This is a genomic window from Longimicrobium sp. (genome assembly GCA_036389135.1).
Lineage (GTDB): Bacteria > Gemmatimonadota > Gemmatimonadetes > Longimicrobiales > Longimicrobiaceae > Longimicrobium.
Genome location: DASVQP010000089.1, coordinates 12426 through 35067, shown reverse-complemented (window position 1 = coordinate 35067; position 22642 = coordinate 12426). Strand labels below are relative to the sequence as shown.

Below are 22642 nucleotides of genomic sequence, written 5' to 3'. Positions count from 1 at the left end.
CTCTCGGGGTTCGGGGTCAGTCCAGGAAGTTCAGCGACATCCCTTCCAGCCTCAGCAGCTCGTTCTCTTCGCAGTAGTCCGCGCCGATCACCACCAGCGTCACCTGCAGCGTGGTGGCGCCGGCATCCAGCAGGGCGCGGGCGGCGCGCGTGACGTTCACGCGGTGGTTGCGCGGCGTGTTGTGGCTGCGCGGGCGCAGGTCGAAGGGGCGCGGCTGCCCCGGCGTGGCGCAGTGGCCCGGCCCGCCGAAGCACTCGCCGTGGCCGAACACCGCCAGGTAGCCGCCGAAGTTGTCTCCCTCCACCGGCGTCTGCGCGTTGGCGTCCGGCAGGTTGAGGAAGACGCGCACGAAGCAGGAGCGCTCCAGCTGGGGAACGCGGTGCAGCCTCACCTCCACCTGCCGCGGCTGGCGCGCCGTCTCGGGCACCTCCACCGGGTCCGACACGAACCTCCCCACCGGCGCCTCCAGCCCCACCGCGATGGGGAAGGCGCAGCGCACGTACTCGTAGCCGAAGCGCGAGATGTCCAGCGTGTCGCCGGCCGTGTAGCCCCACGGCGTCAGCACGGAGGTGAGGTCGGTGGGCTGCGCGTGCGGGTTGAGCTGCTGCCACTCCCACCAGAGCCGGTCGATGTTGGCGTGGATCGGCCAGAAGATGGGGTCGTACGCGGCGGTCAGGTTGCTGAACATGTCGCCGTACTGCACCTTCCTGAAGTCGTAGAACTCCTCCTTGGTGTGGAACTGGCGCCCCGCCACCGTCACCATCCGGTTGCGCTCCAGGAACGACGCCCCGCGCAGCGCCTCCCCGGTGGACTTCGACGGCGGCGCCTCGTAGTCCGGGTTCATCCCCCCGGTCCAGATGTGCATGGTGTTGTGCGGGTTCTGGTCGAGGAACCCGAAGGCGTCGTTGTACTGGCTCCCCCCGCCGAAGTCCCGCCAGCTGCGCAGCGACATGATCTCGTCCATGTCACGCGCGGTGGGATAGTGGTAGTGGATCCGCTGGTTGATGGTCTGCGGCTGCCCCGCGCTGTTCTGGTACTCGGAGGGAAAGCGCAGCGGGTACCAGAGCGGGTTGCCGATGACCAGCGCCTCCACCCACGGGTCGGACAGCGGCCGGCGGCTGAAGTCCACCCCCGTGGCATCCTTGAGCGCCGTGAAGAAGTCCCGCAGCGAGCGGAAGAGGCGTCCCCCGCCCAGCTTCTCCGTCACCGCGTCCGCGTACCGGTGCCAATCGTCCACTTTGCCGGCGAGCAGCGCCAGCCCCTCATTGGTCAGGTACGCCTTGAACGACTGGGGGATGATCCACCCGTTGTACGGCTGCGTGGGGCAGTACTGGGGCATCGTCCAGTCCCAATACGGCATGGTGACGCCGGGGCAGACGTCCTGCATCGCCTGCTCGAACTCGTACAGGTAGATGCGGTGCCAGGGGAGGAAGCGCTCCCACCCGTGCTGGCAGTGGTCCTGGTGGATCAGCGCCAGGTTGTTGTAGTTGCGGTAGTCGCGCGGCCACTTGTTGAGCGCGTACAGCTCGCGGAAGGCGAAGCGAAGCTGCTCCAGCTGGTCCGCCGTCAGGCAGTCCAGGTTCATCCGCTGCTTCACCTCCGGCCGCGCCCCCTGCTGCTGCCCGCCGCCGTACACCGTCCCCGCCTCGCGCTGCAGGCGCGCGGCGGTGGGCTCGTCCACGCGCAGCCGCGGGAGCGTCTCCGTGCGGCCGGGCATCTCCAGCTTCACCAGCCCGTGGCGGTAGTCCTCCGCCGGGCACCCGTCGTCGATCCAGTCGCTGATGAAGCGGATGTCGTCTTCCCCCATCCGCGTGCCGCCCCAGGGAAGGCGCGGAAGGCGCGACCCGTCGAACGGGGGCTCGCCGCGCAGCCCGCGGATCAGCCCGGAGGTGGCGCCGCGGCCGGGGAAGGGCGCGCCCTCCGGCGACGGCGGCGGGCAGCTGCCGCACCCGCACCCGCCACCCGGCGCGGCGGCCTGCGCGGGGGCCACCATCCGCACGCCGTGGATCTCGGCGGCGTGCAGCGTCTCCAGGTCGCGCCAGAAGCGCCCGGCCCCGGCGTACACCGCCTCCTCCGGGTGGGCCTCGTTCAGCAGCGCCTGCACCCGCGCCCAGCGCGTGAGCGTCTCTTCTGCCATGCTGTGGTGTCCTCGTTGCGGCGAAGGTGGAGGGGGAGGGGCTAAGTGCCAAGTGCTAAGTGCCAAGTGCTGAGTAAAAGCGCAACAAGGCACTCACGCACTGCCGTTCAGGACTTGGCACTTCATCTCAGTTCCGGAGGCGGGGGGACCATGGCGGCGGTGGAGCCGCGGGGGAGAACGGGCTACGGAGCAGAAGAGGGTACTAGTTATGGCCTATTAAGAGCCCCGGCGCACTGGAGCGCGAAAGCGGTGGCAGCGGTCCAGGGGGCGTCCTTATCGCTGCCATGCATGCGGTATTATTCGTTCTGAACGCCCTGATGTCAATGAAGTTGAGGCGCTTACCGGGCGTGGCGCACGACATGTTTCCGCGCTAACGCCTTGTCACCACGGCGGAAGCGCGTCGCTACACCGGGGGGGGGAAACCGCGGGGATGCAGAGCGGGCTGCGGAGGCCTGAGCCCCTGGGGGGGACGACAACCCGCGCCTGCATTGCCACTGCCCTGCCCTACCTCCAGCCCCGCGGCTCCAGCTCCCCGTACTCGCTCCGCCCGCCGCCCGACGCCCGCAGCTCCTCGTCCTCGCGCAGCCTTTCCGCGAACTCCCTGCGTTCCACCTCCGTGAGCTGTTCCGGGTGGAACCCTCGCTCGCGGATCAGGGGTGCATCACCATCCATCCTGTAACGGTCCATAGCGGTCCTCCTGGGGGGGTGATCGGCGGAAAAACGCCGCCGCACCTTCCGTGCCCCGCGCGTGGCATGTCCGCGCCCGCGGGGAGGCCATGCCACGCGCGCAATCGCCGCCGCACGCGGCATCGGCACGGCTTGAGCGCGGCGCTTGCATTGGACGCCGCGCTCCACCGCGAATCACCGCAGCGAAGGGTATGGATGACGTTGTTCCGGGAATCAGGAGGCGCGCTCCTCGCGGCCCTCCTCGTCGTTTCGCAGGGGTGTGGCCAGGCCGAGCGCCAGGGTGAGCGCACCGGCGCCGCCCCCCGCGAAACGCGCGCGGAGGCCCCTGCCAGGCCCGCCGTCGCGCCGCTCCCGCTGGACGCGGAGGGGCGCGCGTGGGTGGATGCCCGGCTCGCCGAGATGGGGCTGCGCGAGAGGGTGGCGCAGCTCGTCTTCCCCTGGATTTCCGGCAAGTCGATCGGCGAGGCACCCGCGGAGGCCGACCGGCTGGCGCGGTGGGCGGGGGTGGAGCGGGTGGGCGGAGTCATCATCTCCACCGGCACGCCGGCCGCCATCGCCGCCAAGCTGAACGCGGCGCAGGGGCGCGCGCGTGTGCCGCTCCTCGTCATCTCAGACCTGGAGACGGGACCCGGGATGCGGCTGCGCCCCGGCGGCACCCACATGCCCCCGGCGATGGCCTTCGGCGCCGCCAACGACGAGAACCTCGCCCGCGCGGCCGGCCGCGCCACCGCCGTCGAGGCGCGCGCGGTGGGGATCCACGCCACGCTCGGGCCCATCCTCGACGTGCAGTCGGACCCGGCGAACCCCATCATCAACGTCCGCTCCTTCGGCGAGGACCCGGCGCTCGTGGCGCGGCTGGGGAGCGCGTGGGCGCGCGGCGCGCAGGAGGGCGGCCTTCTCGCGGTCGGCAAGCACTTTCCCGGGCACGGCGGCACGCGCACGGACAGCCACGTGGGCCGCGTGATCGTCCCCGCGGACTCGGCGCGGCTCTTCGGCGTGGAGATGGTCCCCTTCCGGCGCGCGGTGCACGACGGGATGGCCGGGGTGCTGGTCGGGCACATCGCCGCGGTGGGGCTGGAAGGCCCGCAGGCCGCGCCCGCCTCGCTCTCGCCGCGCATGACGGCCGGGGTGCTGCGCCGCGACCTGGGCTTCAGCGGGCTGGTGGTGACCGATGCGCTCAACATGGGCGCCGTCACGCGCGACCACACGCCCGCCGAGGCCAGCATCCTCTCCCTCCTGGCCGGCGCCGACGTCCTCCTCCAGCCGCCCGGCGCCGAAGAGGTGATCGCCGCCATCGTCCGCGCCGTGGAGTCGGGGCGCATCCCCCGCGCGCGCATCGACGACGCGGCCCGCCGCGTCCTCGCCGCCAAGGCCGTGGCGGGGCTGCACCGGGGCGCGCGAGTGGATGCCGGCCAGGTCGCCGCGCGCGTGGGGACGGCCGCGCACCGCGACGTCGCGCGGCAGGTGGCGGAGCGCTCCATCGTCCTGGAGCGCGACGAGCGGCGCCTCCTGCCGCTTCGCCGCGGGATGCGCGTGCTGCACGTCACCTACACCCGCAGCGGACGCGGCCCCGGCGGCGCCACGCTGCAGAGCGGCCTCATGGCCGGCGGCGTGGTGGCCGAGCACGTCCGCGTCAGCCCCGGCACGCCGGCGGCGACCTATGCGCGGCTCCGGGAGCGCGCCCGCGCCGCCGACCTCCTGCTGGTGAGCGCCGAGGTGGCGCCGCTCCAGTACGCGGCGCTGGGCGTCGGCGGCGGCTTCGCGCCGTTCGTGCAGTCCGCCGCATCGTCCGGAATCCCGACCGTCGTCGTGTCGCTGGGGAGCCCGTACCTGCGCAGCGCGTTTCCGGCCGTGGGCACCTACGTGCTGGCGTGGGGCCCCACGGGCGTCACCGAGAGCGCCGCCGCCCGCGCGCTCACCGGCGAGGAACCGTTCCGCGGCCGCCTCCCCGTGACGCTTCCCGGTGCGCGCTGAGCACCTTGCCGCACCTGTGCGCCGCGGCGTACCTTCGCGGGGTCCGAAGCCCTCCGCCGCCCCCGGGAGACCCCGCCGATGCGCCTGTTCCGCACCCTCGCCATCCCCGCCGCGCTCCTGCTGCTCGGCGCCTGCTACGCGCCCTCGGTCTCGATGCCGTCGTACGAGCCCCGCGCCGTCGCCATCCCCGCCGAGTGCGACACGCTGGCCCAGCGCGCCGCCGCATCCGGCGCCGCGCAGCTCAGCGAGCCCGACTTCCGCATGCTCACCTTCTGCCAGCACCAGCAGCTGATCCGCGCGCAGGAAGAGGAAGCCGCCGCCCGCAAGCTGGACGCGCACGCCCGCACCGCCGGCCTTGCCCTCCAGGCCGCCACCCTCGTCCTCGGCGCCACCATCGCCGTGATCACCTGGGTGTTCTGAACCGGCCATCTGTGTTTCGTTTGTTGCGTTTGCGGTGACCCCGGTGCTATATTCGGGATCACACTCACGCACGAGGCCGGGAACATGGCAACGGTAGAATCTTCCCGCGAGCTCCTTGGCGCTCTTGACCCGTCCGCCACCGCGATCGATCGTCAGGAGGCCGAGCGCAGCGCCGCCGCCCTTCAGGGCCTGCCTGAGGGAGCGACCGTAACGGTCAGTGCGCCAGGTGGATTCCAGGCCGCCCTTCCTCCGGCCGTGGTGGCCATGGTGGCGACGCTGCTCTACGAGGCATCGGTAGGTCACGTGGTGGCGCTCGTCTCCGCCGCTCCGGAGGTGACGACGACTCAGGCCGCCTCCCTCCTTGGAGTCTCCCGCCCCCACGTCACCAAGCTCGTTGACTCGGGACGTCTGCCCGCACGCATGGCGGGCTCCCATCGCCGGATCCGGCTCGCTGATCTGCTCCGGTACAAGGCCGAGCGAGACCGTCGGCGTGAGCTGATCGACGAGGTCGTGGACATGAGCCAGGGAATGAACCTGTACGAGCTCCAGGCAGCGGAGCGAACCCCGCCACGCCGGCTCGGAAGCTGATGCCCGAGCCTGTTCCGCGTGCGTTGCTGGACGCGAACACCTTGTTTGGCGCACTCACCCGGGACGTCCTCCTCACACTGGCTGAGGAGGACGTTCTCGATCCGTTCTGGAGTCAGCGGATCGAGGAGGAATGGACGCGCAACCTGGCCGCCAAGTATTCGCTGCCACAGGCGCAGGTTGCTCGCATCGCCGCGAAGATGAACGCCGCTTTTCCGAATGCGGTGGTCCCCGCGGCTCCAGCGTTGGAGGCGCGATTCCCCCGGGTGCACCCTGGAGACCGGCACGTAGCCGCGAGCGCCCTTTCCGCCGAGGCGACGCACCTCGTGACGGTCAACGAGAAGCACTTCCGCGATCCGGCGCTGGAAGCCGCGGGGATCAACGTGATCTCCCCGGATCGTTTCGTGGAGAGGCTCATCCAGGAGGATCCGGGGACCGTGCTGCCCTTGCTGGAGCGGATGCGCAGCCGGATGACCCGCCCGCCATACGATCGCGCCGCATTTCGAGCTCTCTTTCGCAAGACGGGATTGCCGCGATCGTCACGCCTCCTCCCGAAGTCATAACCGTCACGCCCGCCCCCGCGCGGCCGCCCGCGACTCCGCACCGCCACATGCAAACCGCCCCTCCCCCAGGTTGTTTTGGGGGAGGGGCCGCGAGTTCACGAGCGGGGGAGGGGGCCCCCTCAGCTCCCCGGCACCCTCGTCGAATCCGCCTGCGCCGACGCGACCAGCACGCGGCGCGCGCCCTGCCACCAGGAGCGGCTTGGAAGCGGGCTCTCGGTGACGCGGCCCGCGTAGCTGCTGGCGTGAATGTAGCGCCCGTTCCCCACGTAGATCCCGATGTGCGAGATCCGCCCGCCGCGCCCAAAGGTGATCAGGTCGCCCACGCGGAGCTGAGCCACGTCCCGCGGCACCTCCTGCCCCGCCCGCGCCTGCTGCGCGGAAGTGCGCGGGAGCTGCACGCCGGCCGCCCGCATGATGTGCCGCACGAACCCGCTGCAGTCGAACCCCGTCTCCGGCCGCTCGCCGCCCCAGCGGTAGCGGAGGCCCATGTAGCTGCGCGCGCGCGTGACCACCGACTCCTCGGAAGCGGAGGCGGCGGGCGGGGCGGCTTCGATCCCCAGGAAGCGCTTGATGTAGGTCTGGGCGGCGGCGGGGGCCGGTACGGCGAGCAGGACGGAGAACGCGAGGAGGAACGGGAGGCGCGCAACGGCGCGGCGCGGCTGTGCTTTCATCGAGCTCTGCGGATTTCGGTTCGCGCGCCGGAACTGCGCTCGGCGCGTGGGGGAGAGACCCCGGTCAGCGGTAGGCTGGGCTTGGGAAGGGCGGCAGAATACGTCGCGCCGGCGCCGCTGTCAACACCCGCGTGGCTGCCACGGTATCAGCCGGCACACGCGAAGTTGCCACGAAACGCCGTGCCGGACTAGATTCACGGTCTACCGGTAACACGTGGCGCGGCCACTTCGCGATATCTTCGTACGTCGTCTGGAGACAGGAACATGAGCGTTGCAGAGTCTGCCGAGCGGGTGCGGGTCACGCTCCCGGACGGCTCCGTCCGCGAGCTGCTGAAGGGCAACTCCGTCCGCGACCTGGCGGAGCAGATCGGGCCGGGGCTCGCCAAGGCCGCTCTCGCCGCAAAGGTCGACGGCCAGGTGGTGGACCTGGCGCGCCCGCTGGAGGGCGACGCGAAGGTGGAGATCCTGACCGACAGGAACCCGGAGGCGCTGGACGTCCTCCGCCACTCGGCGGCGCACATCATGGCGACGGCGGTTCGCCGCCTGCGCCCGGAAGCCAGGATCGGCTTCGGACCGTCGATCGAGGACGGCTTCTACTACGACTTCGAGGTGAGCCGCCCCTTCACCCCCGAAGACCTGGAGCAGATCGAGAAGGAGATGGCGGCCGTCGCCAAGGAGAGCGACCCGTTCGAGCGCCGCGTGGTGAGCCGCGAGGAGGCCCGGGAGCTGTTCGCCGGAGATCCGCTCAAGCTGGAGCGGCTGGAGGAGCTGCCCGAGGGTGAGACGATCACCGTGTACCGCAACGGACCCTTCCTGGACCTTTGCCGCGGCCCGCACGTCCCCACCACGGGTGCCCTCAAGCACTTCAAGCTCCTCAACGCCGCCGCCGCCTACTGGCGCGGCGACGAGAAGCGGCAGACGCTGCAGCGCATCTACGGCACGGCCTTTTTCAGCAAGGACGCGCTGGAGCAGCACCTGCACCGGCTGGAGGAAGCCCGCAAGCGCGACCACCGCGTCCTCGGCAAGCAGCTCGACCTCTTCTCCATTCAGGAGATGGTGGGGCCGGGGCTCGTCTTCTGGCACCCCAAGGGCGCGCTGGTGAAGTGGCTTCTGACGCGCGCGGTGGAGGACGACAACGTGGCCAACGGCTACTCGCTGGTCTCCACGCCCAACATCACCCGCGAGGAGCTGTTCAAGGTCTCCGGGCACCTTCCGCTCTACGCCGAGAACCAGTTTCCGGCCATGGAAGCGGGCGCGGGCGAGGGCGAGGAGGTGAAGTACCGCGTGAAGCCGATGAACTGCCCGATGCACGCGCTGATCTTCAAGAGCCAGCCGCGCAGCTACCGCGACCTCCCCATCCGGTACTCGGAAGTCGCCAACGTGTACCGCAACGAGCGCTCGGGCACGCTGCACGGCCTGCTGCGCGTGCGCGGGCTGTCGATGGACGACGCCCACATCTTCTGCACCATGGACCAGATCGAGGACGAGATCTTCCTCTGCCTGGACCAGGTGGACCGACTGGTGAGGGAGACGTTCGGCTTCGAGCTGAGCTTCGAGATTAGCACGCGCCCCGAGGAGCGGCTGGGGAGCGATGAGGTGTGGGACCAGGCGGAGGCGACGCTGCAGCGGGTGCTGGAGCGCAAGGAGATCCCGTTCGACGTGGACGAAGGGGGCGGCGCCTTCTACGGCCCCAAGATCGACATCAAGTTCAAGGACGCGATCGGCCGTATGTGGCAGGGCCCGACGATCCAGCTGGACTTCCAGCTCCCCGAGCGCTTCGAGCTGGAGTACACGGGGCAGGACAACAAGCCGCACCGGCCGGTGATGATACACCGCGCCATATTCGGCACCCTGGAGCGCTTCACGGGGAACCTGATCGAGCACTTCGCCGGCGCCTTCCCGGTGTGGCTCGCGCCGGTGCAGGTGGTGGTGATCCCCATCAGCGACGACCAGGCCGAAGTGGCGCGCCGGTACGCCGCCGAGCTCAAGGCCCTCGGCATCCGCGCCGAGGCCGACGACCGCGGCGAGACCCTGAACTACCGCATCCGCGAGGCGGAGACGCAAAAGGTCCCCTACATGGCCGTCATCGGCGGCCGCGAGGCCACCGAGGGCACCGCCGCCGTCCGCGTGCGCGGCGCCGGCCGCAAACAGGAGATCGTCGACCGCCGGGAGTTCGCGGACCGTATTCTGGAGCAGATGAGGACGCGCACGCTGCAGGTAGGGTTTGGGAGTGCGTGAGTGCGTGAGTGCGTGAGTGCGTGAGTGCGTGAGTGCGGAGGGGTAACAGAGAGGCGGGGACATCGGACAACCATCCCCTCCTTTCTCTCATCCTGAGTGACGCGCTTCTCCGAACTTGCTCACCCTCCGTACCATGGCGCGGAGCGAAGGATCTACTGCGCATTCCGAGAGGCCGGCCTGACTCGCCGGCCTCGTCCCCGCCTCGCCTAGATCCTTCGCTCGCCGCAGAAGTCCGGAGCGTCTCGCATCTCTCTGCGATGCGGCTCTCTCAGGATGACAAGAAGAGGGCGTGATGCTGCACTGGGCTTCCGCACTCACACCCCGCACCAACGCACTCACGCACTTCCTTCCCCTCCGCATGACTCAACAACCTGAAAGATCCACCGCCGGCGACATCTTCCTGCGGATCGTGGCATACATCGCCCGCGCGTATCTCCTGCTCATGGCCCTGGGATCAACGGCGGCAATCGGCAAAGAGCTCTTCCTGCCGTTCGGGTTGATCCTGAGCGCCGTGGCGCTGGCGGTCGCGTGGTTTTTCTTCAAGGAGCGACGGAGGCTGCGCCTCCTGGGGGTCTCGGCGGTGGCGGGAGCGGCGGGTGCGGTGTTGGCCGGGGGCGGAGCAATGGATTTCTTTGGGATTCTGCTGATCGTATGGCCGCTGGCGGTGGGGCTCCCGCTGGTGCTGGCGCTCCAGGGCCTGCCGGGCGTCCAGCCCTGGAAGCTGGGGAGAGCGCCCTCGCAGCCGCGACTCGCGGAAGAGACGACGAACCTCCCCCCCGCTCTCCCGTTCGCGCGGGCGGAGAGCGTGGAGCCCGGCCTGGATGCGGACGAGGCCCGCATCCACCAGCGGCTGCGGGAGATCGACTCGCAGCAGGCGCGCATCGACGGGGTGCAGGCGATGCTGGAGCGCGAGGTGGGGCTGGCGGCCCTCCAGCCGGTCCGCGAGAAGCTGACGTACGCGGAGAGCGTTCTTCATAGCCAGCGGGCGCGCCACGAGGCGCGGCTCTGGTCGATCGACCTGGTGCGGTGGCAGCAGGAGCTGTCCAGCTTCGTGGAGCACACCGCCGAATCGACTCTGGCCGACGCGCAGCGCAGGCTGGCGGAGCTCGCCTCCGTCGTCCAGAGCGGCAAGGCTCTGCTCGCGAGCTGGGAACGCGACCAGCGGATCGGCACGACGCCCGAGGGAGAGCGGTGCATTACCCACCTGCGCGACCTGTTGGGCCGCTGCGAGGAGGTGCGCCAGGGGATCGTGGTGCAGCAGGCGATGCTCGCCATCCGCGGGATCGCACCCACCGAAGACGAGATGCGCTCGACCGCCCTCTCCACCGAGCCGCTGGAGAGCCTGCAGACGGAGCTGGGCCCGGACGGCTCCCTGGCCGCTTCGCTCGCCGGCTTCGAAGCCGAGCACGAGCGCCTTCGCGAAGACCACGCCGCCGCGCAGGACGTGGAACGCTTCCTCACGCAACTAGAGCGAGGCCAGGCGTAGCTTATCGCACCCGGCTCGGCCAGCACTCCGAGCCAGATCGAGTGAACCAGCGCACTCACGCACCAACGCACTCACGCACTTCCGTGGCTTGACCCGGCCTCGTTTTCCCGCTACATTGCGTGAGCGAAAGAAGTTCAGTCATCGGACCTGGACGCTAGCCGTTCGGGTCCGTTTCTGTTTCTTGCCGCCGCGCCCCGCGGAGCGCCACGATTCCGCGGACCATACGGGCAGTCGGTGAGTACGGAGATACCGCACTTCTGGCAGTCAGTACAATACCAATCAGGAGTACGGAAATGCGTACCACAGGCACCGTGAAGTGGTTCAATGCGGAGAAGGGGTTCGGCTTCATCACCCCGCAGGACGGCGGCAAGGATTGCTTCGTCCACCACAGCGCCATCCAGGGCAGCGGCTTCAAGTCGCTGAACGAGGGTGACCAGGTGGAGTTCGACGTGGTGCAGGGCCAGAAGGGCCCCGCCGCCGAGAACGTCGCCGTCGTCGGCTGAGCCGAACGATAGTCCCGGGGGGGTGAGCACCCGGGGGAGAGCCGCCCCGAAGCTTCGGGGCGGCTCTTTTCGTTGGGCGGAGCCCGTTGGGGCTCCGGCGGGATCCACTCCAGGCGAGGCAGGACGATGAGCGAAGGCCCCAAGCCGTTGACGGAAGAGCAGGAGCGCGCCCTGCGCCGCACGCTGGGAATGGCGTCCGCGGTGGAGATCGTGATGGTGGTGGCGACCAGCCACTTCGTCCGCATCGAGGGGCGCCGCGCCATGGAGCTCGAGCACACCCACTTCCTTCCCGGCGGGCGCGCCATCCGCTACGGGCTCGACGGCCGCAAGCTGTTCGTGGCCGACGTGGTGAACTAGCGGCCCCACCGAATCTCAGAAGCCCCCCGGTCCCTGTCCGGGTCACGGGGCGCCCGGCACCCAATCAACACGAGGTCGGCACGATGCAGCTTCAGAACGACTCCAACGACGGCCAGCTCCGGATCGGACGCCACGCCGTCGACGGCGACACGCTCGTCTTCGACCCCAGCCAGTCCGCTCCCGGTTCTCCCAACGTGGCGCTCTTCAGCCTCACGCAGTTCCGCACGCGCGCCTTTCCGCAGCGGGTCGTGGAGTCGCAGGTCGTGGAGATCGTCGATCCCGAGCAGCGCGCCCAGGCGGAGGCCCGCTACCGCCAGTGGCCCACGCTGAAGGCGGAGCTGGAGAAGGAGAAGGGCCTGGCGCAGGAGGCGAGCGGCGCCCGCCGCCGCGAGCACACCCTTGAGAACCACCGCCGATTCCTGGAAGGGAACGGGGTGGAGTACAAGGGCGTGCAGGACAGCGCGACCAAGGTGACCGGCGGCTCGCGCAAGCGCGCCCGCTCCGCCTGTTCGCGCTGCACCACGCCGCTGGACGACTTCCTGGGGCTGCGCTGCGCGGCCTGCGGCGGCGTGCTCTGCTCGTGCGGCGCCTGCGCCTGCGCCCCGCCGCGCACGGCCGAGTAAGCTCGACGGCGGTGGAGGAATCGGGGGGAGAGGCCATCGCGCCTCTCCCCCTTTTTCGTGCCCATCGCTCACGCGGCCTGAGTGATCGCTGGACGCGTCGCCGTCTCAGTATCCCCCGTGCATGGCGAGCACGCACCAGGCGGCGCCCGCGAGCAGCACCCCCGCCGACACGCGCCCCAGAGTCCGTGTTGCGCGCGAGTCGCCGGGGTCGATCATCCCGCGCCGTTCGAGGACCCGGCCGAGCACCCACCCGCCCACCAGCCCGCCCAGGTGGGCCGCGTTGTCGATCAGGGAGAAGCCCACCAGCCCCAGGACGGCGGTGGCGGCGATGACCAGCACGATGGCACCCGCGAAGCCTTGGGGCAGCTTGTCGCGGCGGCGGTACCCCAGCACCAGGAGAAAGCCGGTGAAGCCCATCAGCCCTCCCGATGCGCCCACCGAGGTGGCGTCGGGATAGAGGAGCACGCTCGCGACGCTCCCGGCCAGCGCGGAAAGAAGGAAGACGAGCGGCACGTGGTCGCGCCGCGAATGCACCTCGACCAGGGGCCCCACGGCCAGGAGCCCCGCGCCGTTCATCCAGAGGTGAGTGAAGTTGCCATGCAACAGGGTGCCGGTGAGGAGGCGCCACACCTCGCCGTTCCACACCGCGGGCTTCACCAGCCCGGCCAGCGCGACTCCACTCGCGCGCCCCGCGAGCATCTGTGCGATGCCGACGACTACCAGGAGGGCCAGGAGCGACTTCGTGTAGTGCGCGGGCTGCGCCTTCATCCACGCCGCGTGACGCGACCATGCGCGCGCCGCGGGAAAGGCTTCCGCACCCATCCGCCGGAGCTCCCTGCGCCTGAACGCCGCCTGGACCGCGCCGACGGCGAGAAACGCCGGGAGCAGCACCAGCACGGACCGAAATCCCCACCCGGGAATCCAGAACGCGAACGCCGCCAAGGTGACGGCCAGGCCGGCGACGCAGAGCTTCAGGGTGAGCGCCGTCCGCCGCATCCCGTGGCGGGTGAGCTCGTCCACGAGGAAGGAAACGCGTTCCGGCGGTACCGCGGCGGACCCGGCCGTCCAGACCAGCGGGGTAGTTGGAAACTTGATGCAGCGCTTTATGAGTTGCTCGCGCGTGCAGGAAATCCACTTTTCGCCGGTGTGGTAGCCGTACTCCGCACTCGCAGGCGCGCCCGCGAGCTCCGGCTCCTCCGACCAGTGACGGGGCTTCGGAGCCGGCGCTGGCCAGTGTGTGACGCGCGGCGGACACACGACGTACGGCCGGTCTTCCGGCGCGCGCTCGGCGGCCGGGCTGTGCGTGGCGACGGAGAAGGCGGTTCCTTCCACCCGCGAGTTGAACCCGCTCTGAAGCGCGGGAACGTCCACCGTGCGCCCGATCCGCGCACGCCACGCGCTGTACGGAATCCCGTAGTATTCCTCGTCGGGGTGTAGCCGGTGTGCGCCGCGCGGCACGATGCCGTCCCGCGGCGCAACCTGCACGTCGGCGTGCGTGCCCCCATCGTCCCACGTGATCAGCAGTTCCATGTGAAGCGCCAGCCTCCAATCTGCCGTGCGGGTACGAGACGGGGGCGCAAGCACGCCCCCGTCCCTGTGCCGAGTACGTTACCAGCCGCGGCGCGCCTGCTCGTCTTGGTTCGCCTGGTCCGCTTCGTACGCGTCGCTGTTCGGATTCATCGCGTCGCTGCGGTCGTCGTTCGGAGACCGGTCCTCCGTGCTCCCGCCGCGGTCCTCCGACTCCCCTCCTCCGCCTTGCTGGCCCATACGTACCTTCCTGATGGAGATGAACAAAATGGCACTTCGCGGACTCCACCCGATACGGGTCGCGTGGAATCGCGGTTTCACCTGCACGTTGTGACGCTGCTTATCAGGGCCGTTGCAGCAGCCGGGCGTGGGTCACGAACGAGGTTCCGACGTTGCCGCTGAACCCGATCATCACCGCCTCCAGCACGGGATCGGTGACGACGGATTCCGCGGCGAGCTCGACCAGGAAGTTGGCGCCCGAACCACCCGAGGTGTCGTCCCGGGGGACGACGTACTCGGCGGTCTCCAGCGGCGCGAGCCGGCGCGGTGAGGCGAGGTAGGCGCGCAGGGGGCGCCCATGGGTGTCGTAGTAGTCCACGCGGCTGAGCGTAAGCCCGTGCTGCGGATCGGTGTTCCGGATGCTGAGGGTGACCGCCAGGTTCACGGCCGAGACCGTGTCGCGAAAGTAGATGTGCGAGTAGACCGGCACGTAGTACAGCCGCTTCCCCTTGCCGTCGCCGGCTCGCGGCACCACCGCGGAGGCGGCGGGTGTCGCGACCGCCTCGCGCGCTTTCGGGGGGCCGCCGCGCTCGCACGCGGACGCGGCCACGAGGAGGGCTCCCATCATCACTCTTCCCAGCATGCGCGCTCCTCTCGGCGTGAAGCAGGATGCCGCGTCGTTCGCGCACCGGCATGCGGCGGAGTACCTCAAACGCGGCTCTTCGCCCGCTCGCGCACCACGAACACGGCCTGGTACGCAACGTTCGCGGCGATGGCCAGCATCCCGGCCCCCATCGCCAGCACCAGGACGGCGCCCAGGTATTCGGCGGCGGCGAGCAGTCTCAAGCCGTCCCTGATGGTCGCGACGGCGGCCGCGCCGAACACGAGTGTGGCGATGGCGCCCACGGCCGCGACGAGGGTTTCGGCGCCGCGCGTGCCCGGATGCCACTTCCCGCGAGCGCCTCTCGATTTTTCCTGCCGAACCGTCGCCAGGGCACGCCACACCTGTCCGGGCGCGATCCCCGCCTCCCGCGCCACACGCGCGACGTCGTTCCCATCCACCTTTGCGCCGCGGCTTGCATGCAGCTCCGCGGCGAGGTTGTAGGCGCGTTCGGCGGCGGCGCGGGAGATTCGCTTCATCCAGCCTCGATTGCGGATCGGAGTTTCCCCGGCGTCACTCGCCGCCACGACGTTACCGGATTGTACGGCGCCACCAGATTCTTTCGCAACGTCGATGCGAATGAGGATGGGATGTGTTCGTGTTGACGTTATCCGTTTCAACAACTAAATTTGTGGGCAGTACATATCCGGAACGCATGCGCCGCCCGTCTCGATACGGTGAGGAGGAATCATGGGAGTTACCACGCGCGACATTTTCGGCGAAGCCAAGGGTGCGCAGCCGGCGAAGCCAGGCACGTACGGCGAGCCCCCGCGCGGCCGCAGGCTTCCGGACTCGGCCGCCCTCGGCCCCGTCCGCCTGCAGATCGCGGATCTGGAGCGTTCGCTGGCGTTCTACCAGGGCGTCCTCGGGTTGCGGGTGGTGGAGCGCGACGGCTGGCGCGCCGCACTCGCCGCGCACGGCGACGATCGCGTCCTCGTGGAGCTGAACGAGCGGCCGGGTGCGCGTCCCGCCGGGCGTGGAGGGCGGCTGGGGCTCTACCACTACGCAATCCTCCTCCCCGACCGCGCATCGCTCGGACGGCTGGTGCGGCACATGGCCGAGTCCGGGATTCGCGCGGGCGCGGGGGATCACCTGGTGAGCGAAGCGTTCTACATCAACGATCCGGACGGGCTCGGCATCGAGGTGTACGCCGACCGCCCGCGCGAGACGTGGCGCCGGAACGGGCGCGAGCTGATGATGTCGACCGATCCCGTGGACGTGCAGGATCTTCTCCAGGCCGCGGGCGACGCACCGTGGACGGGGATGCCGGCCGGCACGGTGATGGGGCACGTCCACCTCCACGTCGGCGATCTGGAGCAGGCGGCGGCTTTCTTCTCCGAGGCAATCGGCTTCGACCGCATCACCTGGAGCTATCCGGGCGCGCTGTTCATGGGTGCGGGCGGCTACCATCACCACCTCGGCACCAACACCTGGGCCGGTCCCGGCGCGCGCCCTTCCGCCGATGGAGACGCGCGGCTGCTGGAGTGGACCATCGAGCTGGCCGATGCGGAAAGCGTGCAGGAGGTCGCACGCAGCCTGGCCGAAGCGGGCTACCCGGCCGACACGGCAGCGGAGGGCGGGCTCACGACGCGGGACCCCTGGGGCACGGGGCTCCGGCTGCGCGTGCGGGCGGGGGCGTGACCCTCCGAATCGCTGGCACGGTTGGCGCGAGACACCCGGGCCTGTTCCCCGCCCTGCTCACCGAGACACGAGACGGTCCCGTATGACTGACAGAGCCACGATGACGGCCGTGCGGCTGCACGAGACCGGCGGTCCGGAGGCGTTTCGCACGGAGCGCGTAGCCGTTCCGGAGCCGGGAGCGGGTGAGGCGCTGGTGCGGATCGATGCCACGGGCGTGAACTTCATCGAAGTCTACCAGCGCACCGGCCTATACAAGGTCCCGCTCCCCGCCACGCTCGGCGGCGAGGGCGCGGGCGAGGTGGTGGAGGTGGGCGCCGGCGTCGAGGAGGTGCGCGCGGGTGACCGGATCGCGTGGGCCGGCGGGTTCGGCGCCTATGCCGAGTACGCGGTGGTGCCGGCCGCGAAGCTCGTCCCCCTCCCGGCCGGCGTCAGCGCGCGGCTCGCGGCGGCGGTGATGCTGCAGGGGCTGACGGCGCACTACCTTGCGACCTCCACCTACCCGCTGCACGCGGGCGAGCGCTGCCTGGTGCACGCCGCGGCAGGTGGCGTGGGCCTGCTCCTGGTGCAGATCGCAAAGATGCGCGGCGCCCACGTCATCGCGACCGTTGGATCGGACGAGAAGGCGGAGCTCGCCCGCGGCGCGGGCGCGGACGAGGTGATCGTCTACACGCGGGACGATTTCGCCGCGGAGGTGCGCCGGCTGACGGATGGCGGCGGTGTGCAGGTGATCTACGACTCGGTGGGCAAGTCCACCTTCCTCCCCGGCCTGGACGTGCTGGCGCCGCGGGGGATGATGGTGCTCTTTGGGCAGTCGAGCGGGCCCGTGGAGCCGGTCGATCCCCAGCTGCTCAGCCAGAAGGGCTCACTCTTCCTCACCCGGCCCACGCTGGGGCACTACGCGGCGACGCGCGAGGAGCTGCTGCGGCGCGCGGACGACCTGTTCGGGTGGATGGCGGCGGATCAGCTCTCCGTGCGCATCGGAGCCGAATACGCGCTGGCCGACGTGGCGGAGGCGCACCGGGCGCTGGAGGCGAGGCGTACGACGGGCAAGGTGCTGCTGCGCGTCGCGTCCTGACCGGCTGTTCGGATGATGGATTCCGATCGTCCGCTGGTGGTCTGGAGCATCGGGCACTCGTCACGCGAGATCGGCGAGTTCCTGGCGCTATTGCAGGGCCAGGGCATCGAGCGCATCGCCGACGTCCGGCGATACGCCGGCTCGCGCGCGCACCCGCACTTCAACCCGGAGCCTCTCGCCGCGGCGCTCGCGGATGCCGGGATCGAGTACTGCCCCTTTCCGGAGCTCGGCGGGCGACGGCCTCCCCTCCCCCACTCGGCCAACACCATCTGGCGGCATCCCAACTTCAGGGGATACGCGGACTACATGGATTCCGCGGAATTCAGCGCCGGCCTTGAGCGCCTTGTGCGCGCCGCGCGCGAGCGCACGACGTCGCTCCTCTGCTCCGAGGCGGTGTGGTGGCGATGCCATCGCGCCATGATCGCGGACGCGCTGAAGGCGGGCGGCGCCGAGGTGCTCCACATCATGGACCGCGGCAAGGTCATCGCGCACCCGTACACCGCCGCAGCCAGCATCGTGGACGGGGTGCTGCGGTATGGGGTGGGGGCGGGGTGATGACCCTGGCACGGGCGTGGGTGCCGGGGGCTGAAGCCCCCGGCTGGAACGACGGGAAGACGGCTGAAGCCGTCTCGCGGGGCGCGCGGTCGGGAGAGATGGCGGGCGGCGGGCAGACACGCAGGTCTGCGCCTACCGGGTCCGGTGCGGATGGTGGGGGTCGATTCGGGAGGAGGGTGGGCGTGATGAATCACGCCCCTACCACGGATCTGGCCCCCGAGTCCGCGAAGGCGGACTTTGTGCTGTTGTTGCCGCGCGTTTACTCGCCTCAGGCGACCGCTGGAATGCCGTCGAGGGACGGCTCCGGCCGGTACCCGTACGCCACGGCGAGCATGACGCTGGAGACGACGACGTGGGGGAGGTTCAGCATGATGTCGGCGGTCCAGGTGAGGTCGTTGACGAAGCCGTTCAGCAGGTAAAAGGTCGCGTCGAGGGCGTAGTAGGAGCCAAAGGTCACCAGGAAGAGGCGGCTGGCGCGGTCGGAGTGGAACGCCGCGGCGAAGGCGGCCAGCGCCGTCAGGCCGTGGGTGATGTCGTCGACGGCGCTGATGGCGAAGGCGTTGAACATCATCCGCTCGTGGCCCTCGTGCGGCGAGATGCCGGGAATCCAGCCCAGCGCGACCACGACCACCCCGAACAGCCCCATCACGAACGTCACTTTCCTCAGCATCGAATCTCTCCTCAGTAGTCGTAGACGTGGTCGACCCGCATCCGCTTCTCCGCCTCCATGCGGCGCAGGAAGGGGAGCAGGTCGCGCGTGTGCACCTTGAGCACGGGGCGGATTCGCCGCGCGTCGTTGGCCAGCGGCAGGGCGTACAGGAACTCGGCTTCGGGGCCCACGTAGCGCCAGTCCGCCGGGGCGATGCCGGTCACCACGATGTCGTCGTTGCCGGCGATCTCCACGATGGGCACGCTGTCGCGGCGGGCGCGCTCCAGCAGCAGGCCGCTGAACGCGGCGTAGCGCTCGGCGGTGATCAGCGAGTGGTTGGCGCCCAGCGGCCGCCGCTCCAGCACGCGCCGGTCGCCCGCGGCAAAGGACGCGGTGTCGCCGAAGACGACCAGGCCCATCTTCAGCTCCTGCGGCGCGTACGCCGTCCCGGTCGCCCAGCCGAGGGCGGATGCGTAGCCGGCCTTGATCCCGTACTCCACGCTCAACGCTAGCCGCCGCTCCCATTTGCGGAAGGCGTGCGGGCCCCACATCGGCACATCGCTCCACAGCTTCCGCAGCTGCGCGCCGAAGGGGTAGCGGTACCACGGGATGGTGTGGATGAAGCGCGCGTAGTCCGCCGCAACCTGGTGCGCGAAGCGGTCCTCGGCGGTCGCCTTGCCGCCGGACGTCCACGCGCTGAAGCGGCCGACGGTGTTCTCGTACGCGCCGCGCAGGCTGTACTCCACCGAGTGGCTCACGCCGATCACGCCCAGCATGATGGAGTACTGGCTGTTGGGCGGGTTCTCCGCGCGGCTGGCGCGCGACGCGTGGCCCCAGTTGCGCCAGAACTGCCCGATGGAGCTGGCGTACGCGAAGCCGGTCGGCAGCCGGTCGCGCGTCCACTCCGCGTATTCCACGGAGCTGTAGACGATGAACCACTCCGGGTGGCTCAGGTAGCTCTGCGACTCGGGGCGGCGGTAGCCCGGCATGCGGTCCACCGCGGCGCGCTCGGCCGGGGCCAGCTCCATGCGCGCGGGCCCGGCGGGGTCGTAGCGATCCCACAGCCGGTTGCGGAAGCGGTTGTTCGGGTCCAGGCGCCGCTTGAGCGCAAAGAAGCGGTCAGCGCGCGGATATGCGCGGTGGAACTGCGCGGGGGTCGCGTGCGGCTGGTACGGCAGGTACCAGCGCCCGCCCGAGGCCAGCGCCGCATCCGCCAGCTCCCGCGTCCAGCGGGCCACCTTCTGGCGCGACTCGGCGTCCGTGCGCTGCTTGTAGTAGAGGACGAACGCGAACACCTCCTCCGGCGCCCAGGCCAGCAGGGTGCCCGGATCGGCGGTGGCGTGGCGGATGGAGACGTTGACGACGTTCACGTCGTGGCGCGTCAGCACCTCGCGCATGCGCGGCACGAAGGCGTCGAAGCGGCCGATGGGGATGAAGTACTCCTGCAGGACGTAGGTGTACTCCTCTCGCGACGACGGCTCCAGCTCGGCCACGTCGTAGCTCGCCTCGTAGTTGCGCCATACGACGGGGGAATTGCGGTGCAGCCACGGGTCTAGCACGTGCTCGCGGATCTCCTTCCCCCCCGGCCACCCGGTGATCACCCGCTGCGCGAAGCGGCTCCCCGGGTACGACTCGCGGCGCGGGATCAGCCGCTCCGGGACAGTGACGGCGTCGGCGGTCTCGGTGAAGGTGACCGCGCTGACCCGGTCGTACTCGTTGGGATAGATGTCCGCGTTGTGGAAGACGATCTTTGGGTTCTCGCGGATCGTCGAGCGGAAGTAGCGCAGGTACTCGTCCACCGGCATGCGGCGGCGGGTGCGGCGCACGCGGACGTTGGGCGCCAGCTCCAGCGTGGCCTCGGTGATGACCCCCAGGCCGCCGTACCCGCCGATCACGCCGTAGAAGATCTCCGCGTTCTCGGTGGGCGAGGCGGCGATGGCGCTCCCGTCCGCCAGCACCATGCGGATGGAGCGCACGGTGGAGACGACTGGCCCCAGCCCCACGTAGCGGCCGTGCACGTTCACCGAGAGCGAGCCGCCCACGGTGAAGTTGCCGTATGACTGCATCACCTTCACCGAGAGGCCGTGCGGGTCGATGGCTTCCTGGATCTGCCGCCACGTCGCGCCGGCCTGCACGGTGATGGTGCGCGCCGCCGTGTCGATCCGTACGATGCGGCGCAGGCGGCGCATGTCGATGTGCAGCGCCCCCTCCGTGCCGATCTGCCCCCCCATGCTGAAGCGCCCGCCGCCGATGGACACGGGCCCGCTCGCGCCGCGGATGGCGGCCGCGATCTCCGCCTCCGCCGTCGGCGCGATCACCCGCGCGACCTCGATGCGGTTGAGCTGCGTGACGTCGTTCACGGTGGGTCCGGACACCGCGCCGATCACCGGCGTCTTTGCGATCCCGTAGACGGTCATCCCCAGCGTCAGCAGCCCCACCAGGAGCACCGTCCACCCGACCACGCGCGCGATCCTGCGCACCCCGCGGCCCAGCGCGCGCCCAAAGCGGACGTGCCGTCTGGCCCGCGGCGCGCCATCCGCGGGCGGCTTCTTTGCAGCTGATGTCGAGCCCTGGTCGCCGGGGGCCGTGGTGGGCTTCATTCCGTGGGGTTTTGGTGGGGGAACCGCGGTCTCACACAGAGGCACAGAGACACCGAGAGAGAACTGAGAGGGGTTCTCTGTCGGCTTGTCGTTCTCTCTGCGTCCTCTGTGTGATGCTTTTATCGGAAGGATCTCGGCGCAACGATAATCGTGCTCGTGTGCGCCCGCAAACGATTTCTTTCAGCGCTGGTTGAGCAGGGAGTCTATGCGGTTCCATTCGCGCGCCAGGTCCGCGCGGTCGTCCGCGTCCAGCGTGGAGCCGCCGCCGGAGCCGTCGCCCTCCTTCATCAGCTTCATCAGCCGGTCACGCCGCTGCTCCAGCTTCGCCCGTTCCGCGTCCGTCAAGCTCGCCGCGTCTGCCATCGTCGTCTCCTGTGCCGGTGAGGGGTGCGCCGCGTCATACATCATAATACGTCATCACGCGCAATGCTCGCCACGCACGGCTGCATGCGGTAAGATCACCCGGACCAATTTTCTCCCATCCCCCTGGCGAGCCGGGAAAATGAGCGAACAGCGCGAGGACGACACCATCTACCAGGTGGTGGTGAACGAATTGGAGCAGTACTCCCTGTGGCCGGTCGACCGGGACCCTCCCATGGGATGGAAGCCCGCGGGGAAGCAGGGCACGAAGACCGAGTGCCTGGATTACATCCACGAGGTCTGGACCGACATGCGCCCCCGCACCGTGCGCGACGCCATGGACGAGCCCGAGGGGGCGTGACGCACGTACGCCGCGCGGCGCGAGACGAAGTCGCGGACGGCGCGATAGAGGGCGGGGTCGCGCAGAAGGCCCAGGTGTGACACGCAGCCGGTGAGGTGATTGTCGGCCCCCTGCAGGATGACGGTGTCCACCGGGTCGATGATCTCGTCGCACGGCGAGCGCCAGGTGGCGTACCGCGCCTGGCCCGGCGTCTCGTCCCCCTGGTTGAGCGCGGCCAGAAAGGGGGATCCGCGCCGCATGTCCCTGCAGTCGGCGGAGATGCACAGGTCCGCCACGTGGATGCCGTGGTTGGGTCCGCCCAGCGAGACCCACGCATCCACCTTGCCCGCGCTCCTCAGGTTCTTGAGATAGTACCGGGTGGGGAGCGCCCCCATCGAGTGCGTGACGATGTCCACCCGCGAGGCGCCGGTGGCCACCAGGATCTGGTCCACCCGCGCCGCGATCTTTGCCGCGGCCGCGGCGTGCGAGTCGCGCGGATCGAGGGTCCACGCAAAGAGCCGCGCGCGGCTCCACCCGTCGTCCACGAACCGCTGCGTCATCGGCCTCCACTGCTCCGCCCGCCCCCGCCAGCCGTGCACGAACAGGATCGGGTCGCGGGCAGGCGCCTGGGCGAGCGCGGGCGACGGCAGCACGAGGAGCACGAGGGCGAAGACGAGTGTGTAGCGGCGGAACATAAGGACTCGTTCAGAGGCGTTCGGTGCGCATTCCGCCCCGCGCGGCGGAAACGACGGCCAGAGCACATCCAGGACC

At 70.1% G+C, this 22642-nt stretch carries 24 protein-coding genes; 13 read left to right on the top strand and 11 right to left on the bottom strand.

Annotation, left to right across the window (positions count from 1 at the left end):
- Positions 1–16 precede the first annotated feature (16 nt).
- Complete coding sequence (locus VF584_20260) at positions 17–2137, bottom strand: tyrosinase family protein (protein ID HEX8212522.1); 2121 nt, start codon at positions 2135–2137, stop codon at positions 17–19.
- Positions 2138–2641: 504 nt separating this feature from the next.
- Positions 2642–2824 (bottom strand): hypothetical protein, encoded by a 183-nt coding sequence (locus VF584_20255; protein HEX8212521.1) that lies wholly within the window; start codon positions 2822–2824, stop codon positions 2642–2644.
- Between the two features lie 195 nt (positions 2825–3019).
- Between VF584_20255 and VF584_20250 the strand changes: the two genes are divergently transcribed.
- The 4 genes from VF584_20250 to VF584_20235 all read left to right on the top strand — a co-directional run bounded on the left by VF584_20250 (position 3020) and on the right by VF584_20235 (position 6366).
- Positions 3020–4798 carry a glycoside hydrolase family 3 N-terminal domain-containing protein gene (locus VF584_20250; GenBank protein ID HEX8212520.1) on the top strand — a complete coding sequence of 593 codons (1779 nt, stop codon included), beginning with the start codon at positions 3020–3022 and terminating at the stop codon, positions 4796–4798.
- Between the two features lie 78 nt (positions 4799–4876).
- Positions 4877–5218: a hypothetical protein gene (locus tag VF584_20245; protein ID HEX8212519.1), complete on the top strand. Its 342-nt coding sequence runs from the start codon at positions 4877–4879 to the stop codon at positions 5216–5218.
- An 84-nt stretch (positions 5219–5302) separates the two neighbouring features.
- The gene (locus VF584_20240; GenBank protein ID HEX8212518.1) at positions 5303–5806 is read left to right on the top strand and encodes a helix-turn-helix domain-containing protein; all 504 of its coding nucleotides are present in this window, start codon (positions 5303–5305) and stop codon (positions 5804–5806) included.
- A complete protein-coding gene (locus tag VF584_20235; GenBank protein HEX8212517.1) occupies positions 5806–6366 on the top strand; it encodes a PIN domain-containing protein in 561 nt (186 codons plus the stop codon). The genes VF584_20240 and VF584_20235 overlap by 1 nt, the downstream gene beginning before the upstream one ends.
- A gap of 119 nt (positions 6367–6485) precedes the next feature.
- Here VF584_20235 and VF584_20230 read toward each other — a convergent pair whose 3' ends face one another.
- Complete coding sequence (locus VF584_20230; GenBank protein ID HEX8212516.1) at positions 6486–7037, bottom strand: C40 family peptidase; 552 nt, start codon at positions 7035–7037, stop codon at positions 6486–6488.
- Between the two features lie 264 nt (positions 7038–7301).
- Between VF584_20230 and thrS the strand changes: the two genes are divergently transcribed.
- The 5 genes from thrS (at position 7302) to VF584_20205 (ending at position 12244) form a co-directional block, all read left to right on the top strand.
- Complete coding sequence (gene thrS / locus VF584_20225; GenBank protein HEX8212515.1) at positions 7302–9275, top strand: threonine--tRNA ligase; 1974 nt, start codon at positions 7302–7304, stop codon at positions 9273–9275.
- A gap of 358 nt (positions 9276–9633) precedes the next feature.
- Complete coding sequence (locus tag VF584_20220; protein HEX8212514.1) at positions 9634–10761, top strand: hypothetical protein; 1128 nt, start codon at positions 9634–9636, stop codon at positions 10759–10761.
- Between the two features lie 293 nt (positions 10762–11054).
- Complete coding sequence (locus tag VF584_20215; GenBank protein ID HEX8212513.1) at positions 11055–11264, top strand: cold-shock protein; 210 nt, start codon at positions 11055–11057, stop codon at positions 11262–11264.
- 126 nt (positions 11265–11390) lie between these two features.
- Positions 11391–11621: a hypothetical protein gene (locus tag VF584_20210; GenBank protein HEX8212512.1), complete on the top strand. Its 231-nt coding sequence runs from the start codon at positions 11391–11393 to the stop codon at positions 11619–11621.
- 83 nt (positions 11622–11704) lie between these two features.
- The gene (locus VF584_20205) at positions 11705–12244 is read left to right on the top strand and encodes a hypothetical protein (protein ID HEX8212511.1); all 540 of its coding nucleotides are present in this window, start codon (positions 11705–11707) and stop codon (positions 12242–12244) included.
- A 105-nt stretch (positions 12245–12349) separates the two neighbouring features.
- On the opposite strand, the gene VF584_20200 is transcribed toward VF584_20205, so the two are convergent.
- The 4 genes from VF584_20200 to VF584_20185 form a co-directional block, all read right to left on the bottom strand.
- Positions 12350–13774, bottom strand: a complete 1425-nt coding sequence (locus tag VF584_20200) for a rhomboid family intramembrane serine protease (GenBank protein HEX8212510.1) — start codon at positions 13772–13774, stop codon at positions 12350–12352.
- Between the two features lie 78 nt (positions 13775–13852).
- The gene (locus VF584_20195) at positions 13853–14011 is read right to left on the bottom strand and encodes a hypothetical protein (protein ID HEX8212509.1); all 159 of its coding nucleotides are present in this window, start codon (positions 14009–14011) and stop codon (positions 13853–13855) included.
- Positions 14012–14114: 103 nt separating this feature from the next.
- Positions 14115–14633 (bottom strand): DUF3124 domain-containing protein, encoded by a 519-nt coding sequence (locus VF584_20190; GenBank protein HEX8212508.1) that lies wholly within the window; start codon positions 14631–14633, stop codon positions 14115–14117.
- Between the two features lie 65 nt (positions 14634–14698).
- Positions 14699–15130: a hypothetical protein gene (locus VF584_20185; GenBank protein ID HEX8212507.1), complete on the bottom strand. Its 432-nt coding sequence runs from the start codon at positions 15128–15130 to the stop codon at positions 14699–14701.
- Between the two features lie 211 nt (positions 15131–15341).
- On the opposite strand from VF584_20185, the gene VF584_20180 reads away from it, so the two are divergent.
- The 3 genes from VF584_20180 to VF584_20170 all read left to right on the top strand — a co-directional run bounded on the left by VF584_20180 (position 15342) and on the right by VF584_20170 (position 17922).
- On the top strand, positions 15342–16292 hold the full coding sequence (locus tag VF584_20180) for a VOC family protein (protein HEX8212506.1): 951 nt from the start codon (positions 15342–15344) through the stop codon (positions 16290–16292).
- 82 nt (positions 16293–16374) lie between these two features.
- A complete protein-coding gene (locus VF584_20175) occupies positions 16375–17367 on the top strand; it encodes a quinone oxidoreductase (GenBank protein ID HEX8212505.1) in 993 nt (330 codons plus the stop codon).
- A gap of 12 nt (positions 17368–17379) precedes the next feature.
- On the top strand, positions 17380–17922 hold the full coding sequence (locus tag VF584_20170; GenBank protein HEX8212504.1) for a DUF488 domain-containing protein: 543 nt from the start codon (positions 17380–17382) through the stop codon (positions 17920–17922).
- 268 nt (positions 17923–18190) lie between these two features.
- Here VF584_20170 and VF584_20165 read toward each other — a convergent pair whose 3' ends face one another.
- From VF584_20165 to VF584_20155, 3 genes are all read right to left on the bottom strand, one after another.
- The gene (locus VF584_20165; GenBank protein ID HEX8212503.1) at positions 18191–18592 is read right to left on the bottom strand and encodes a hypothetical protein; all 402 of its coding nucleotides are present in this window, start codon (positions 18590–18592) and stop codon (positions 18191–18193) included.
- Between the two features lie 11 nt (positions 18593–18603).
- The gene (locus tag VF584_20160; protein HEX8212502.1) at positions 18604–21171 is read right to left on the bottom strand and encodes an FAD-binding oxidoreductase; all 2568 of its coding nucleotides are present in this window, start codon (positions 21169–21171) and stop codon (positions 18604–18606) included.
- Between the two features lie 180 nt (positions 21172–21351).
- Positions 21352–21534: a hypothetical protein gene (locus VF584_20155; GenBank protein ID HEX8212501.1), complete on the bottom strand. Its 183-nt coding sequence runs from the start codon at positions 21532–21534 to the stop codon at positions 21352–21354.
- 139 nt (positions 21535–21673) lie between these two features.
- Between VF584_20155 and VF584_20150 the strand changes: the two genes are divergently transcribed.
- Positions 21674–21892, top strand: coding sequence for an MbtH family NRPS accessory protein (locus VF584_20150; protein ID HEX8212500.1), 219 nt, complete (start codon positions 21674–21676; stop codon positions 21890–21892).
- Here VF584_20150 and VF584_20145 read toward each other — a convergent pair.
- Positions 21817–22566 (bottom strand): hypothetical protein, encoded by a 750-nt coding sequence (locus tag VF584_20145; GenBank protein HEX8212499.1) that lies wholly within the window; start codon positions 22564–22566, stop codon positions 21817–21819. The genes VF584_20150 and VF584_20145 overlap by 76 nt on opposite strands.
- Between the last annotated feature and the right edge of the window lie 76 nt (positions 22567–22642).

Excerpts from the sequence above, each read along its gene's own strand:
- VF584_20260 (HEX8212522.1), bottom strand. The coding sequence starts at position 2,137 with ATGGCAGAAGAGACGCTCACGCGCTGGGCGCGGGTGCAGGCGCTGCTG.
- VF584_20255 (HEX8212521.1), bottom strand. The coding sequence starts at position 2,824 with ATGGACCGTTACAGGATGGATGGTGATGCACCCCTGATCCGCGAGCGA.
- VF584_20250 (HEX8212520.1), top strand. The coding sequence starts at position 3,020 with ATGACGTTGTTCCGGGAATCAGGAGGCGCGCTCCTCGCGGCCCTCCTC.
- VF584_20245 (HEX8212519.1), top strand. The coding sequence starts at position 4,877 with ATGCGCCTGTTCCGCACCCTCGCCATCCCCGCCGCGCTCCTGCTGCTC.
- VF584_20240 (HEX8212518.1), top strand. The coding sequence starts at position 5,303 with ATGGCAACGGTAGAATCTTCCCGCGAGCTCCTTGGCGCTCTTGACCCG.
- VF584_20235 (HEX8212517.1), top strand. The coding sequence starts at position 5,806 with ATGCCCGAGCCTGTTCCGCGTGCGTTGCTGGACGCGAACACCTTGTTT.
- VF584_20230 (HEX8212516.1), bottom strand. The coding sequence starts at position 7,037 with ATGAAAGCACAGCCGCGCCGCGCCGTTGCGCGCCTCCCGTTCCTCCTC.
- thrS (HEX8212515.1), top strand. The coding sequence starts at position 7,302 with ATGAGCGTTGCAGAGTCTGCCGAGCGGGTGCGGGTCACGCTCCCGGAC.
- VF584_20220 (HEX8212514.1), top strand. The coding sequence starts at position 9,634 with ATGACTCAACAACCTGAAAGATCCACCGCCGGCGACATCTTCCTGCGG.
- VF584_20215 (HEX8212513.1), top strand. The coding sequence starts at position 11,055 with ATGCGTACCACAGGCACCGTGAAGTGGTTCAATGCGGAGAAGGGGTTC.
- VF584_20210 (HEX8212512.1), top strand. The coding sequence starts at position 11,391 with ATGAGCGAAGGCCCCAAGCCGTTGACGGAAGAGCAGGAGCGCGCCCTG.
- VF584_20205 (HEX8212511.1), top strand. The coding sequence starts at position 11,705 with ATGCAGCTTCAGAACGACTCCAACGACGGCCAGCTCCGGATCGGACGC.
- VF584_20200 (HEX8212510.1), bottom strand. The coding sequence starts at position 13,774 with ATGGAACTGCTGATCACGTGGGACGATGGGGGCACGCACGCCGACGTG.
- VF584_20195 (HEX8212509.1), bottom strand. The coding sequence starts at position 14,011 with ATGGGCCAGCAAGGCGGAGGAGGGGAGTCGGAGGACCGCGGCGGGAGC.
- VF584_20190 (HEX8212508.1), bottom strand. The coding sequence starts at position 14,633 with ATGCTGGGAAGAGTGATGATGGGAGCCCTCCTCGTGGCCGCGTCCGCG.
- VF584_20185 (HEX8212507.1), bottom strand. The coding sequence starts at position 15,130 with ATGAAGCGAATCTCCCGCGCCGCCGCCGAACGCGCCTACAACCTCGCC.
- VF584_20180 (HEX8212506.1), top strand. The coding sequence starts at position 15,342 with ATGGGAGTTACCACGCGCGACATTTTCGGCGAAGCCAAGGGTGCGCAG.
- VF584_20175 (HEX8212505.1), top strand. The coding sequence starts at position 16,375 with ATGACTGACAGAGCCACGATGACGGCCGTGCGGCTGCACGAGACCGGC.
- VF584_20170 (HEX8212504.1), top strand. The coding sequence starts at position 17,380 with ATGATGGATTCCGATCGTCCGCTGGTGGTCTGGAGCATCGGGCACTCG.
- VF584_20165 (HEX8212503.1), bottom strand. The coding sequence starts at position 18,592 with ATGCTGAGGAAAGTGACGTTCGTGATGGGGCTGTTCGGGGTGGTCGTG.
- VF584_20160 (HEX8212502.1), bottom strand. The coding sequence starts at position 21,171 with ATGAAGCCCACCACGGCCCCCGGCGACCAGGGCTCGACATCAGCTGCA.
- VF584_20155 (HEX8212501.1), bottom strand. The coding sequence starts at position 21,534 with ATGGCAGACGCGGCGAGCTTGACGGACGCGGAACGGGCGAAGCTGGAG.
- VF584_20150 (HEX8212500.1), top strand. The coding sequence starts at position 21,674 with ATGAGCGAACAGCGCGAGGACGACACCATCTACCAGGTGGTGGTGAAC.
- VF584_20145 (HEX8212499.1), bottom strand. The coding sequence starts at position 22,566 with ATGTTCCGCCGCTACACACTCGTCTTCGCCCTCGTGCTCCTCGTGCTG.